This window comes from Psychroserpens damuponensis (assembly GCF_000826655.1).
GTDB classification, from domain to species: Bacteria; Bacteroidota; Bacteroidia; order Flavobacteriales; family Flavobacteriaceae; genus Psychroserpens; species Psychroserpens damuponensis.
This window is the reverse complement of the sequence record NZ_JXJO01000003.1, coordinates 1-13,086: the sequence shown is the minus strand read 5'-3', so window position 1 is coordinate 13,086 and position 13,086 is coordinate 1. Positions and strand designations below refer to the sequence as shown.

General features: G+C 32.4%; 12 protein-coding genes. 3 read left to right on the top strand and 9 right to left on the bottom strand.

Annotated features, from left to right (window positions below; translation table 11 throughout):
• Window positions 1-16 precede the first annotated feature (16 nt).
• The 3 genes from TD29_RS01650 to TD29_RS01640 all read right to left on the bottom strand — a co-directional run bounded on the left by TD29_RS01650 (window position 17) and on the right by TD29_RS01640 (window position 3,454).
• Window positions 17-1,510, bottom strand: coding sequence for a hypothetical protein (locus TD29_RS01650; protein WP_040278459.1), 1,494 nt, complete (start codon window positions 1,508-1,510; stop codon window positions 17-19).
• 183 nt (window positions 1,511-1,693) lie between these two features.
• Window positions 1,694-2,599 (bottom strand): 1,4-dihydroxy-2-naphthoate octaprenyltransferase, encoded by a 906-nt coding sequence (gene menA / locus TD29_RS01645; protein ID WP_040278458.1) that lies wholly within the window; start codon window positions 2,597-2,599, stop codon window positions 1,694-1,696.
• Between the two features lie 15 nt (window positions 2,600-2,614).
• A complete protein-coding gene (locus TD29_RS01640) occupies window positions 2,615-3,454 on the bottom strand; it encodes a 1,4-dihydroxy-2-naphthoyl-CoA synthase (RefSeq protein ID WP_040278455.1) in 840 nt (279 codons plus the stop codon).
• A 53-nt stretch (window positions 3,455-3,507) separates the two neighbouring features.
• Between TD29_RS01640 and TD29_RS01635 the strand changes: the two genes are divergently transcribed.
• Window positions 3,508-4,614, top strand: a complete 1,107-nt coding sequence (locus tag TD29_RS01635; RefSeq protein ID WP_040278453.1) for a C1 family peptidase — start codon at window positions 3,508-3,510, stop codon at window positions 4,612-4,614.
• Window positions 4,615-4,785: 171 nt separating this feature from the next.
• Window positions 4,786-5,214, top strand: a complete 429-nt coding sequence (locus TD29_RS01630) for a hypothetical protein (RefSeq protein ID WP_040278452.1) — start codon at window positions 4,786-4,788, stop codon at window positions 5,212-5,214.
• Here the strand turns inward: TD29_RS01630 and TD29_RS01625 are convergent.
• The 5 genes from TD29_RS01625 to TD29_RS01605 all read right to left on the bottom strand — a co-directional run bounded on the left by TD29_RS01625 (window position 5,203) and on the right by TD29_RS01605 (window position 10,135).
• The gene (locus TD29_RS01625; protein ID WP_040278451.1) at window positions 5,203-6,039 is read right to left on the bottom strand and encodes a CvfB family protein; all 837 of its coding nucleotides are present in this window, start codon (window positions 6,037-6,039) and stop codon (window positions 5,203-5,205) included. The genes TD29_RS01630 and TD29_RS01625 overlap by 12 nt on opposite strands.
• 185 nt (window positions 6,040-6,224) lie before the next feature.
• The gene (locus tag TD29_RS01620) at window positions 6,225-6,566 is read right to left on the bottom strand and encodes a DUF2853 family protein (protein ID WP_040278449.1); all 342 of its coding nucleotides are present in this window, start codon (window positions 6,564-6,566) and stop codon (window positions 6,225-6,227) included.
• Window positions 6,567-6,654: 88 nt separating this feature from the next.
• Window positions 6,655-8,415, bottom strand: coding sequence for a 2-succinyl-5-enolpyruvyl-6-hydroxy-3-cyclohexene-1-carboxylate synthase (gene menD / locus TD29_RS01615; protein WP_040278448.1), 1,761 nt, complete (start codon window positions 8,413-8,415; stop codon window positions 6,655-6,657).
• 157 nt (window positions 8,416-8,572) lie between these two features.
• Window positions 8,573-9,706 (bottom strand): chorismate-binding protein, encoded by a 1,134-nt coding sequence (locus TD29_RS01610; RefSeq protein ID WP_040278446.1) that lies wholly within the window; start codon window positions 9,704-9,706, stop codon window positions 8,573-8,575.
• 6 nt (window positions 9,707-9,712) lie between these two features.
• Entirely contained in the window at window positions 9,713-10,135 is a 423-nt protein-coding gene (locus TD29_RS01605; protein ID WP_040278445.1) for a PaaI family thioesterase, read from the bottom strand.
• A 50-nt stretch (window positions 10,136-10,185) separates the two neighbouring features.
• Between TD29_RS01605 and TD29_RS01600 the strand changes: the two genes are divergently transcribed.
• Window positions 10,186-10,827, top strand: a complete 642-nt coding sequence (locus TD29_RS01600; RefSeq protein WP_040278636.1) for an alpha/beta hydrolase — start codon at window positions 10,186-10,188, stop codon at window positions 10,825-10,827.
• Between the two features lie 75 nt (window positions 10,828-10,902).
• On the opposite strand, the gene TD29_RS18450 is transcribed toward TD29_RS01600, so the two are convergent.
• A partial coding sequence (locus tag TD29_RS18450) for a T9SS type A sorting domain-containing protein (RefSeq protein ID WP_040278444.1) occupies window positions 10,903-13,086 on the bottom strand: 2,184 nt, incomplete at its 5' end.

The following is a 13,086-nucleotide window of genomic DNA, read 5'->3' as shown; positions in this document are numbered from 1 at the left end:
TAATTTGTTATGGAGATTATTCTAATGTCATAAATTGTTTCTTTTTACTCCTTCTATTACTCATCATGATAAATTTCTCATTTTCAAATGTGCCATAGAATGGTGTATAGAAGGTATTGCCTTTATTATCTTGGATTTTGTCATAACTTACTTCGCCAGAAGCACTATATACAAAATCGTACAATGAAGAGGACTCAAACCAACCTGTAGAGGCTTTTGTACGACCATCTTTTTTCTCTTTTAGGTTTTTACCAGAATTTAAAATGACATGCAATTCTCCATTTTTCATAAATGCATTGTAAGAAGGTGCTGTTGAACGTTTGAAAATACTTCGTCCCCAATCTAGATTACCTTCGGCATTAAATTTAATAATTAATACATCATCATAGTGATACGTGTATGTCCAATAACCACCTGTTGTTCCTGTAGATACATAATGGCTTGTAACGTAAAATTCTTCGGCAAGCATGTACGTGGTACCTTGACCATCTGTTAAGACGTAATCTATATAAAAATTAGATAGTTCTTTATCGTTTTTACGTTTTGCTTTACGGTATCCGTACAAATCATCGTATACTTCTTGAGGTAATGCTAATAGCTTTTTATTTTTTACTGAAAGGTTATTAGTATCAATCATAAAGTTACAACCTCCTTTGATTCGACCTACATTTTTTTCGGAATAGAATCCTATTAAATGTAGTTCATTATCAATATCTGTAATGGTTAGTGATTGGATGTGTTCATCTTCACCTAAGCCAATAAATACGTCTTTAACTGATCCTTTTGAGATTTCATTAAGTACAAATTCATAATTAGCCTCACCTCCTTTTTTTTGTCGTTTTCCTTTTTTAAATAATTTTCCTAACGAGTATACTGTTCCTTCATTAGATACTGTTAAATCATTAGGTTGGTAATAGCGCTCTGCATCTTCTCGATAAGATTGTTTGTACTGCATCTCTAATGTTTGAGCATTATAGACACGAATGGTGTAACTATTTAAGTTTTTCTTTATATCATCTGTAGCCATTGCAAAATATTGACCATCTGGAGACAAGGCGAAGCTGGTTTGACGTTTATTACGTCCTGAAAATAAGCCTTGATTTTTTTCGACTGTAGCACTAAAAATTTCTTTTTTATTATAAGACTTTGTTGCTATATTAAAGGTATGACAATACACAATACGCTCTTTCTTTTTAGGAGAGTAGACTGTAAAGTACTTAATTTCATCACCAAAAAATAACTCGCCAACAAATCGTTCTTTCTTTTCTCTATCTACAACTTTAGAAAACGTTTTTTTAAGGTTGTTATCAAAAATATCAAACAAAATATCTCGCTTACTTTCTCTAACAATTCCTGTTAAATTTGATGTGGTTGTGTGAATGGATTTTATAGAAAACGTTTTGACATCATCTTTATATTGTTCGCTCTCAGTTACATTAAGTTTACTGGTTTTTTGCGCTTGAGCTGTAAGCATTGAAATTGTAAATAAAACAAGGAATAGTCTTTTCATAATAAGGGTTTAATTATAGAACTGAAAAATACAAAAAAAACTCAGACAGATTTTAAAAAATTGTCTGAGTTTTTAAGCCCCAAATTTTATTGTTGACACAATAATAAAATGTATCTACCTACAAAATTTCAGTATAAATATAAAAATTAATAACCTGATAAACAAATATTTATGTTAAAGAAATCATAAAATATAACCTATAGCAAGGAGTATGGAAAACAAAAATGTGGTTAACGAGAGTACTTTTAATTGTGGATCATAATCTATTGGATTCGTTGCTTTTACGACTTTATTTAGATGAATCGTTAAGGGAACAAAAGCGATATAAAACAAAAGATTGAAAGGACTAGAATAGTATAAAATTGAAAACAAAATAGCTATTACCATGGCTAAAACAATAAGAACGATATGATAAGTCTTAGCTTTACTTTTTCCTAATTTGACAGCAAGAGTTTCCTTATTTGATAATTTATCAGACTCGATATCTCTCATATTGTTGAGATTTAAAACTCCCATACTTAACAAACCAATAGAGATTGCTGGTAACCAAACATGATGATCTATTTGTTTTGTGTACAAAAAATAACTACCTACGACGCTTACTATTCCGAAGAAAGTAAAAACGAACACATCTCCTAAACCTTTGTAGCCGTATGGAGAGTTTCCTACGGTATAATTTATTGCAGCATAAACAGAGCAACCTGCTAGTACGAAAAACACTAAAGTATATATTAAATATTTACTACCAAATGATGTGAATACGAGTCCTACTGTGAGAATAATAACAATGAGTATATTCTTTTTAATACCATCAAACATGTCTTCGGGAGTAATTGCTCCACTTTGAATAGCACGCTCTGGTCCTATTCTATTGTCGTTATCTGTACCTCTAATTCCGTCTCCATAATCATTGGCAAGATTTGAAAGGATTTGCAATGCTATCGTTAATAAAATAGCAATGATCATAATGAGACAGTCAAACTTCCCATTATAGTAGGCAAAACAAGAACCAACAATAATCCCAGATACAGAAAGCGGCAAGGTGCGTAATCTAAAAGCAGAAAGCCATGGCTTTATTTTTGTAAACATCAAATAGCTTTATATTTAAGGAATCCATTTTTTATCAAAGTTGGGCTTACGCTTTTCTAAAAACGCATCACGACCTTCTTTTGCTTCATCTGTCATATATGCCAAACGGGTTGCTTCTCCTGCAAATACTTGTTGACCAACCATACCATCATCTGTTAAATTCATAGCGAATTTCAACATTTTAATTGATGTTGGTGATTTTTCTAATATTTCTTGAGCCCATTGAAAAGCTGTATCTTCTAATTCGTCATGAGGAATTACGGCATTGACCATTCCCATCTCATAGGCTTCTTGAGCTGAGTAATTTCTTCCGAGGAAAAAAATCTCACGAGCTCTTTTTTGCCCAACCATTTTAGCTAAATACGCAGATCCATAACCACCATCAAAACTCGTAACATCTGCATCTGTTTGTTTAAAAATAGCATGTTCTTTACTCGCTAAAGTTAAATCACAAACCACATGAAGACTGTGTCCTCCTCCTACTGCCCAACCTGGCACCACTGCAATCACAGCTTTTGGCATAAAACGAATTAAACGTTGTACCTCTAAAATATTAAGTCTATGGTAGCCATCTTCACCAACATATCCTTGATGTCCTCTTGCTTTTTGATCACCTCCAGAGCAAAAACTCCAGATGCCATCTTTTGTTGAAGGACCTTCGGCAGATAATAATACAACACCAATATTTACGTCTTCTCCAGCATCGTAAAACGCATCGTATAATTCTTTAGTCGTTTTTGGTCTAAACGCATTTCTAATATCTGGACGGTTAAATGCTATTCTAGCAACACCATCGCATTTTTTGTAGGTTATGTCTTCATATTCTTTAGCAGTAACCCAATTTGCTTTATTCATTTTTATTATTTTAGTCAAAAATAAAATATTTTACAGTAACGAATTGATTTACCATGAAAAATAATCTTTTACTTTCCCTTTTTACGTTAACTTGTTTGTTTAGCTTTTCTCAATCATATGAGTTTGAAACCACTATTGATTTAGAGACTACAGATGTTATAAGCCAAGGAAATACTGGTACATGTTGGAGTTTTTCTACATCTTCTTTTCTTGAAAGTGAAATCACTAGGCTTACAGGAAAATACATTGATTTATCTGAAATGTATACCGTTAAGCACACCTACGTTGATAAAGCATGGAATTACGTCATGCGCCAAGGTAAAGCACAATTTAGTCAAGGAGGTCTAGGTCATGATGTGATTAATAGTATGTCACAATATGGTCTTGTACCAAATAATGTCTATACAGGTTTATCAAATGATGAGATAAAACACAATCACTCTAAACTTGCAGATTCTTTAAAAACAGTAGTAACCACATATTTAGATGATACTAAAGCCTACCCTTCTAATTGGAAACAAGATGTAGAGCACACCTTAGACTTTTATTTAGGAAAAGATATTAAGACCTTTACATATGATGGTAAAACATATACACCTCAATCATTTTTAGAAATGACGACTCTTAATCCTAAAGATTATATAAGCATTACTTCGTTTACTCATAAACCGTACTACTCAAATTTTGTTTTAAATATTCCTGATAACTTTTCAAATGGTGATTTTTACAATGTCACTTTAGATGATTTAGTTGCCGTTACAAATCACGCTTTACAAAATGGTTTTAGTATAGAGTTAGATTGTGATGTAAGTGAAAAGACGTTTTCATCACAACATGGTCTTGCCATTATTCCTGCTAATGATACTGTAGATGCATTGATAACAGTATCTGAAGAAAAAGACATTACACCAGAATATAGACAACAAGAGTTTGAAAACTTTAATACTACAGACGATCATTTAATGCATATTACAGGTATGCTTAAAGACCAAAACGGCACTACATATTATAAAGTAAAAAATTCTTGGGGCAAAAAAGGAGTTCGTAAAGATGGTTACATTTATATGAGTGAAGCTTATTTTAAGTTAAAAACAATCTCTATTTTAATTCATAAAGACGCTATGCCAAATGCAATTAAAACTAAGCTTTTGGTACATTAAATATCATTTCTGTACAATATTTTTTGATTATTAAACCTAGTAAAATGGTCTCATAATAGTTTAATTACCTCATAATAAAAATTTTATGTGACTTATTAATAATTGTTGTGTCTTAAAATAGGCATCCATTTAAAATGCACAATAATTAGTTAATTAAAATACTTTAGGGACATGACAATTACAAAATCAAACCTTGCGTCACAAATTGTAAAGCAAGAAACCTCTGCTGCAGGAACATTACACTTTTTTAATAATATGGCAGTAGCCGAATTTAATGAAGGCATTCATTTAGACTTAAATTCGGGTAGAAAAATTGTTCACGATCTTCTTAATTACTTCGGAAACACGAAACCTTTTGGGCTTATTTCTAATAGAATAAACTCATACTCTATAGAATTAATAGAAACTAACGAAGTAAAATCTATTTTCCCAAATTTAGTAGCTTATGGCATTGTAAGTCATAATGAAGCCGGACGAATGAACGCTGAAATTGAAAGTCATTACTGCGCATCAAGCAACATCAGTTTTGATAATATCTATGAAGGTATGGATATCGTTTTTAAAAGAGTGCTAAAGCATTTGCCAGTATCAATCAAGTAATCTAATACCATCGGTTTCAATAGTAATTAAACGCTGTTTATACAAGGTTCCAATCGCTTTTTTGAAGGTTTTCTTGCTCATTTGTAGTTCTCGCTTAATCGCCTCAGGATTTGATTTATCATTGAGACCAAGAAAACCATCTGCACTATCTTCAAGATGTTGCATCACTAAATCTGCATTAGGTTCAATTTTTCTATAACCAATTTTACCAAGCACGATATCTAATTTATTATCATTTCGTACTTTTTTAACAAAGCCTTTTAAGCGATCTCCTACACTAACATCTTTAAATATATCTTCGGAAAAAATCAAACCTAAATGTTGGTTATTTACTATAACATTCATTCCTAAATCTGACGGATGAGACACAATCAACTCAACTTCATCAAATTGCTGAACCGTTAGGTCATTATTATCTAAAAATCGATTTGTTTTACTAGAAGCCACCAATCTATCTGTTTTTTCATCGAGATAGCAATGCACGAGATACCAACCACCAGCTTTCATTTTGAACGCTTGCTCACTAAACGGACAGAAAAGTTCTTTAACCATTCCCCAATCTAAAAATGCACCATGTTCGGTAACTTGGTTACAGCGCAGTAATGCAAAATCGTCGCGAATAATATAAGGGTCATCTGTAACAGCTACAAGACGTTCTTCGTTATCTAAATACACGAAAACTTCTAGTTTTTCCCAAATTTGAAAGGTTTCTGGTACGTACCTATTTGGAAGTAAAACCTCATTATCCTCTGCATCTGACAAATAAATGCCTTGCTCACTTTCTCGTATTATTTCTAGTATATTGTAATCTCCTAATCTTATCATGCAGCAAAGATATGCAAAAAAGAGTTTTAGACAGACTTACTTTTTAAGTAAAGGCAACTCTAATTGCTATATTTTTTAAAAGCATCTCATCTTTCTATTTTACTTAACTACAATTGGAGATTTAAATTTTCGGAATAAAAAAAAGCGTCACTTTCGCAACGCTTATTTATAGTTTTAAAACTATTCTATTTATAAACAGATTCTTTTTTGAAATGTGTTGCTAATAAATAATACACAACTGCTCTGTATTTATTTCTATTTGATTTACCATATGTTTCCATTACAGAATCAATAGCCTTATCTAAGTCTGCACTATCTGTTAATCCTAATTTTTTTATTAAGAAATTATTTTTTACGGTAGCTAACTCAGAATCGTCACTTCCAGAAACAGTAGCTGCATCTGCATTATAGATAGATGGTCCACAACCAATCGTTACTTTAGTTAATAAATCCATGTCTGGAGTTACACCACATTTATCTTTTAAATCTGCAGCATATTTTGTAATTAAATCATCTCTTTTACTCATCTTAGTTGTTATTTTTTAGGTTAATACATCTTTTGCTCTATAAATATAGACAATTATTAGACACACAAAAAGTTGGAGCGTCACAAATTTATTTCACAAATTTAAAGTAGTCTAAAAGAATAGTATCGTTTTCTGTTCTAGGTGTAAACACTTCTAAAAGTCGTGGTTGCTTAGATTTATTATAAAATGATTTTAATGCAGTTTCTAAATCTTGATCATTATGAGCTGTAACACACTCAAAGCCATACATTTCGCACAACTGTTTTGCCGTGAGTTGATGTGTCGTTTCAAAGTAGTTATCAAAATTGTTCGTGTTTTTATCACCTGGTAAAATCCTAAAAATCCCACCTCCTTGATTATTGATTAAAATAATTCTAAAGTTATTTGGGATATAATTGTTCCACAGCGCATTACTATCATAGAAAAAGCTTAAATCACCTGTAATAAAAGTAGTTTGCTTCACATTAGCTACAGCACAACCTAATGCTGTAGAGGTGCTACCATCAATTCCACTAGTACCACGATTACAAAACACTTCTAAAGTTGGATTCATATTAAACAACTGTGTATATCTAATTGTAGAACTATTTCCTAGCTGTAAAATAGTTTTATTAGGTATTGATTTTAATATTATACTAAATGCCTTAAAATCACTAAATGCTATTTGCTTTACATATTCTAAATGCTTTTTATGACGTTGTTTTTTTACAATAGCCCAAGTGTTTAAATAATCACTTTTTGCAACATGCGTTATTTTTGGTAGAAAGTCTGCAAAGAAGTCATTAGGTTTTGCAATAATATGTTTGTCTAAACAAAAGAAGGTATTATTCGCATTCTTCTCTCCAACATGCCAATGGTGTTTGGGTTGGTAATGACGTAAAAATGCTTTTATTTTTTTTGACACGATTAAACCACCAATAGTGATTAGTATTTCTGGTTGTAGGTTTTTAAAATCTTCATCATCTAGAGGCGCAATCATTTTATCGATACTCGTGAAAAAATTAGGATGGTGCACATTAGAAGTTGTTTCAGTAAAAACAATCACACTATCATCATTTGCCAAATCATCTAACCATTGTTGCTCAATTTGATGAGGCGACAAAACACCAATTAAAATAATTTTTTTCTTAGCTACATACCATTCATCAATACAATCTTTCAATTCGGCTTGATCAATTTTTATTGGCTTTATATCTAACTCTTCAACTTTCGGGTTCACTGTTAAATCTGTTACAGTTTCATAAAGCGGTTCGTCAAAAGGAATATTAATATGCACAGGCCCTTTTTTAAATTTAGCTAAATTTATGGCTGCATTAATTTCCTTTTCATTGTCTACTTGTATGCCTTGCTGCAAACCTAAAAATCGTTCTAATTTGTTCTCTATACTTTTAAAAATAGGCAAATCCTCTTTATTAGATTGTCTGTTTTCATCCTTTAAATCTAGTTTTAAGTTTGCTGAATATAGGATGTGATTTTCAAAAACGTCTTTTTGGTTGATGGTTTGTCCATCACCAATTCCTATGAGGTGTTTTGGTCTATCTGCTGACAGAACCACCAACGGAATATCGCTATAAAAAGCCTCAGCCACAGCTGGATAATAATTGAGCAACGCACTACCAGAAGTACAAACTACAGCAGTAGGCTCTTTTATTTGCTGTGCTAAACCTAAAGCAAAAAAAGCGGCACAACGTTCATCAACAATACTATAACATTTGAAAAAATCATCATTTGTAAAACCTAGCGTTAATGGTGCATTTCTACTTCCTGGAGAAATAATAATGTGCTTTATATTTTTTAATTTACACAACTCAATTACAGTTTGTGCAAGCGGTATTTTAGAGTATATCATCTTACTGCAAATATAAAACGATTACACTATTTAAGACAAAAAATAGAGTATCAATTTATGAAGTAACTAGCGCTTTATATTTGTTATAATGAGAACATATCAAACTACTTTTCGTTATAGAACTTTTGTAAATAAATAGACTTATCTAACTTAAAAACTAAGCTATAACTTGCATCATTGTACGAGTTTTACTCACGGTTTCCTCCCACTCTTTCTCAGGAGTAGATTGCTTGGTTACACCGCCTCCAACATAAATTAAAATACGATCATCTTTAATTTGCATACATCGCAAATTCACAAATAACGCGCTACTCGTTTTTACTAAATTATAAGCGTTATTCTCTACATTACGACGATTTGTATTTCTTATTTTTGAAGTTTTAATATTAAGTTCTCCCAAAAAACCAGTGTAAAACTCTCTATTATAATGTTCATGTTCTAATATAAAATCTTTCGCCACTGTTTTAGGAAGTCCACAAACTGCAGGCGTCGGATGTAAAGCTTCTATTATAGGTTTTAAATTTTTAGATTTTAAAACACCATCAATACGAGATTGCAAGTGCAATAACTGTCCGGCTTTAATTGTTTTTGCATTTGTAGCTTTTAGTTGATCTACTAAAGGCTGTAATGATTGTAAAACAAAATTGGTAACTAGGTGTTGTTCAACGGTGTTTTTTTCGTCCCAAACAACGTCCATTTCTCCTTTATAAGGTTGTGTTCCTGCCAAAGACATCGTTTTAAGACGCTGACCTTCTAAATGCAATAGTGTTTCTGGTGTTGCTCCCAACCAAAGCCCAATTTCTGGGTGATACCATAAATACACATATGCAGTTGTATAGTTTTTTAATAAAGTTTGAAATGTCTTTATAGGATTTTCTTCGGAAATTGGCACGTCTTCAACCCTTGATAATACTACTTTTTCAAATCTTCCGTTTTGAATGGCTTTAATTCCGCTATCAACTAATTTCAAATGATTTTCACGATTATCTTTTGAGCTATCAAATGATTTTATTTCAGGCTCAAAATTTGAAGTTTTAGATATTTCCGAAGATAATGGTAACGAATAAGACATCGTTTTTGAATGTTCTAACGGAAAAAGGATTGTATCTTTTTTAGAATCAAAAGGCGAAAACACAAAACCGCTTTCGGTAAAATCGGTAACTGTATGAATGGCTTTGTCTTCCTGAAGAATTGCCTTTACACACGAATCATTTGGCTTTCTAAAAGCGACAAAAGGTAATTGAGATTTGTGATGTTTTTCTAGATTTAGAAAAAATTCTTTCTGAATCATTTTCTACTACTTTTTAGGAAGTGCTATCGTTGATAATCTGCAAATTGACACCAAATTATCGTTATCATCTGTTACTCTAATGTCTAACAATTGGGTGGTTCTACCTTTATGCAAAAAAGTGGCTTTGGCATATACATAGCCATTTTTTACACTTTTTAAATGATTGGCTGTAATCTCTAAACCACGAACAAATTTATTTTCTATATCTAAAAAAATATGTGATGCAAAACTACCAACACTTTCGGCTAAAGCTGCAGTTGCTCCTCCATGCAAAACGCCATCTGGCTGATAGACTCTTGATGTCACTGGCATTCTAGCTACCAGAAAATTTTCACCATAATCTACCATTTCAATATTTAAGGTTTCCATCAATGTATTTTTACTGGCAGCATTTGCTTTATCGAGCACATCTTGTTTAGATAATTGCATAGAATTACTGTATTTTTAGCATGAATTTTTTAGAACTACAAAGATACAAAATGAATTCTACAGAAACCGAAATTTCTTATACCATTACTAATAGTTATACGACCTTGAATGAACTCACCTCATCAACCAAAAATGTTTGGTTTGTTTGTCATGGCATGGGTTATTTAAGCAGATATTTTATTAGATATTTTAAAGGTTTACATCCTGATGAAAATTATATTATTGCTCCTCAAGCTCAAAGTAAATATTATAGCACTCCAAAATTTAAACATATTGGAGCCAGTTGGTTAACACGAGAAAACACAGCAATGGAAACCGAAAATATAATGGCTTATTTTGATTCTATTTTTGAGAGAGAGCAAATTTCCGAAGAGAAAAATTTAATCGTTTTAGGCTACTCTCAAGGCGTAAGTGTTGCCATGCGATATGTGGCAAAACGGCAACTACAATGTTCTCAATTAGTGTTACATTCTGGTGGAATTCCGAAGGAATTAAAAAAAGAAGATTTTGATTTTTTCTACGGAAAAGCTAAACTCATTTATGGTGATAAAGATGAATACCTCAGCGATGAACGTATGAGGGAGGAACTTGAAAAAGCTGAAATTTTATTTGGAACTAACTTAGAGGTCATTCCATTTAGTGGCACTCATGAAGTGAATACACAACTTATTGAAAACCTTATAACAATTTAATTAAAACAAAAAAGTAGTCATAAATTATGACTACTTTTTGTTTAAATAAAATTACTAATTAAATTTTACAACTCTTTATTTTTTAGTTGAAGGAACTATTTTCTTTATAATACTTCCTCTATCACTTGTTACTTTTATGATTAACAATTGATCGCTAATTCTACTTAGATCAATTTTAGTTATTCTCTCTGAGTTACTACCATAATCATTAATCTTAATGTCTTTAAGTATCACTCCTCTTACATCAATAACTTGAATTGAAACATCTGTGTCAAAACCAAACTCATATAGAATATTTATAAATTGATCATGTGGTACTGGAAACACCTTCACAACTGATATATCGTTGATGTCCAGATCATTTACTGACAAACTATTATCTTCAGTAATCTTAAGAATTGCGTTGTAAGAACAGCCATTGTCATCTAAAACGTCTACAATAACTGGAGAATCTTCAACAGTATATGTTTCATTTGTAATTGACCACGTATATGAAGCGCCTTCTGCAATAGTTACTTCTTCTTCAATATTTGGTGTTGATTCATAATAATACACTTTAACATAAGCTGATGATCCTGGACAATTTTCTGTTGCTTCAAAAGTATAAACATAATCTCCATTTGAATCCTGACTCCAAACACCTCCTTCATCTGCTGAGCTACCTAATGCTGAAAACAACTCTTCAAATGTTGGTGTTTCGCCAGCACATACAGTTAAAACTCCGTCTTCTCCTGCATTTAATCCTAATGTTTCTGTAATGTATAATGTAGCTGAATATGAACAACCGTTTACATCTTGTAACTCGATTACAACTGGTGAATCTGATACGGAATATGTCATACCATTTAATAACCATGTGTATGTACCGCCTTCACAAACTGTAACATCTTCTTCTATGTTTGGTGTCGATTCATAATAATACAGTTTAACATAAGCTGATGATCCTGGACAATTTTCTGTTGCTTCAAAAGTATAAACATAATCTCCATTTGAATCCTGACTCCAAACACCTCCTTCATCTGCTGAGCTACCTAATGCTGAAAACAACTCTTCAAATGTTGGTGTTTCGCCAGCACATACAGTTAAAACTCCGTCTTCTCCTGCATTTAATCCTAGTGTTTCTGTAATGTATAATGTAGCTGAATATGAACAACCGTTTACATCTTGTAACTCGATTACAACTGGTGAATCTGATACGGAATATGTCATACCATTTAATAACCATGTGTATGTACCGCCTTCACAAACTGTAACATCTTCTTCTATGTTTGGTGTCGATTCATATGAATTAACAGTTAATATAGTTGTATATGTACAACCATTTGCATCTGTTCTTGGGATATCATAAGAGCCTACTGCATATTCTGAACCTTCATAATTAAATGTACTCCCTAAGCAAACTTCTCCTGTAGCTGTGTCGTCTGGTGTAACTTCATATGCCGATACGGTTAAGACTGTTTTGTATGAACATCCATTTACATCTGTTCTTGGGATATCATAAGAGCCTACTACATATTCTGTACCTTCATAATTAAATGTACTCCCTACACAAACTTCTCCTGTAGCGGTGTCGTCTGGTGTAACATCTAAAGGAGTCACTGCTAATTGAATCGCATATGAGCATCCGTTTGCATCTGTTTTTGGTATAGTATATAATCCTACTTCGTATTCAATACCTTCATAATTGAATGTTGTGCCTTCACAAACTAAAGCTAAAAGCGCTAAGTCTGGTGTGGCTTCAAAGTAGTCTACTGTAACTGTTGCAGATACTTCTGGACAAGAGCCTGAGGCTGCAAATGTATACGTATAAACGTCTGACACTGGTCCACTCCATAGTCCTCCTTCATTTGGAACTCCTTCTAAGGAAGCAAATAACTCTTCATTAGTTGGGATAATACCTTCACAGACTGTTAATGTACCGTTTGCTCCTGCGTTTGGTGCATCATCTTCTGTTATCGTTAAAGTTGCTGAATAAGAACAGCCATTTGCGTCTGTAAGATTCAACATAACTGGTGAATCGTTTACACTATAAGTTAAACCATCTACTGACCAAAAATATGAATCACCTTCACAAATCGTCACATCATTTACAATATCTGGTGTGACGTCATAAGCTGTTACGGTTAATACTGTTGTGTATAAACAACCATTTGTATCTATTTTTTCTATATCATATGATCCAACAGCATACTCTATACCTTCATAGTTATAAGTATTACCTACACAAACTTCTCCTGAAACTGTGTCGTCTGGTGTAAC

Excerpts from the sequence above, each read along its gene's own strand:
- TD29_RS01650 (WP_040278459.1), bottom strand. The coding sequence starts at position 1,510 with ATGAAAAGACTATTCCTTGTTTTATTTACAATTTCAATGCTTACAGCT.
- menA (WP_040278458.1), bottom strand. The coding sequence starts at position 2,599 with ATGTTTACAAAAATAAAGCCATGGCTTTCTGCTTTTAGATTACGCACC.
- TD29_RS01640 (WP_040278455.1), bottom strand. The coding sequence starts at position 3,454 with ATGAATAAAGCAAATTGGGTTACTGCTAAAGAATATGAAGACATAACC.
- TD29_RS01635 (WP_040278453.1), top strand. The coding sequence starts at position 3,508 with ATGAAAAATAATCTTTTACTTTCCCTTTTTACGTTAACTTGTTTGTTT.
- TD29_RS01630 (WP_040278452.1), top strand. The coding sequence starts at position 4,786 with ATGACAATTACAAAATCAAACCTTGCGTCACAAATTGTAAAGCAAGAA.
- TD29_RS01625 (WP_040278451.1), bottom strand. The coding sequence starts at position 6,039 with ATGATAAGATTAGGAGATTACAATATACTAGAAATAATACGAGAAAGT.
- TD29_RS01620 (WP_040278449.1), bottom strand. The coding sequence starts at position 6,566 with ATGAGTAAAAGAGATGATTTAATTACAAAATATGCTGCAGATTTAAAA.
- menD (WP_040278448.1), bottom strand. The coding sequence starts at position 8,415 with ATGATATACTCTAAAATACCGCTTGCACAAACTGTAATTGAGTTGTGT.
- TD29_RS01610 (WP_040278446.1), bottom strand. The coding sequence starts at position 9,706 with ATGATTCAGAAAGAATTTTTTCTAAATCTAGAAAAACATCACAAATCT.
- TD29_RS01605 (WP_040278445.1), bottom strand. The coding sequence starts at position 10,135 with ATGCAATTATCTAAACAAGATGTGCTCGATAAAGCAAATGCTGCCAGT.
- TD29_RS01600 (WP_040278636.1), top strand. The coding sequence starts at position 10,186 with ATGAATTCTACAGAAACCGAAATTTCTTATACCATTACTAATAGTTAT.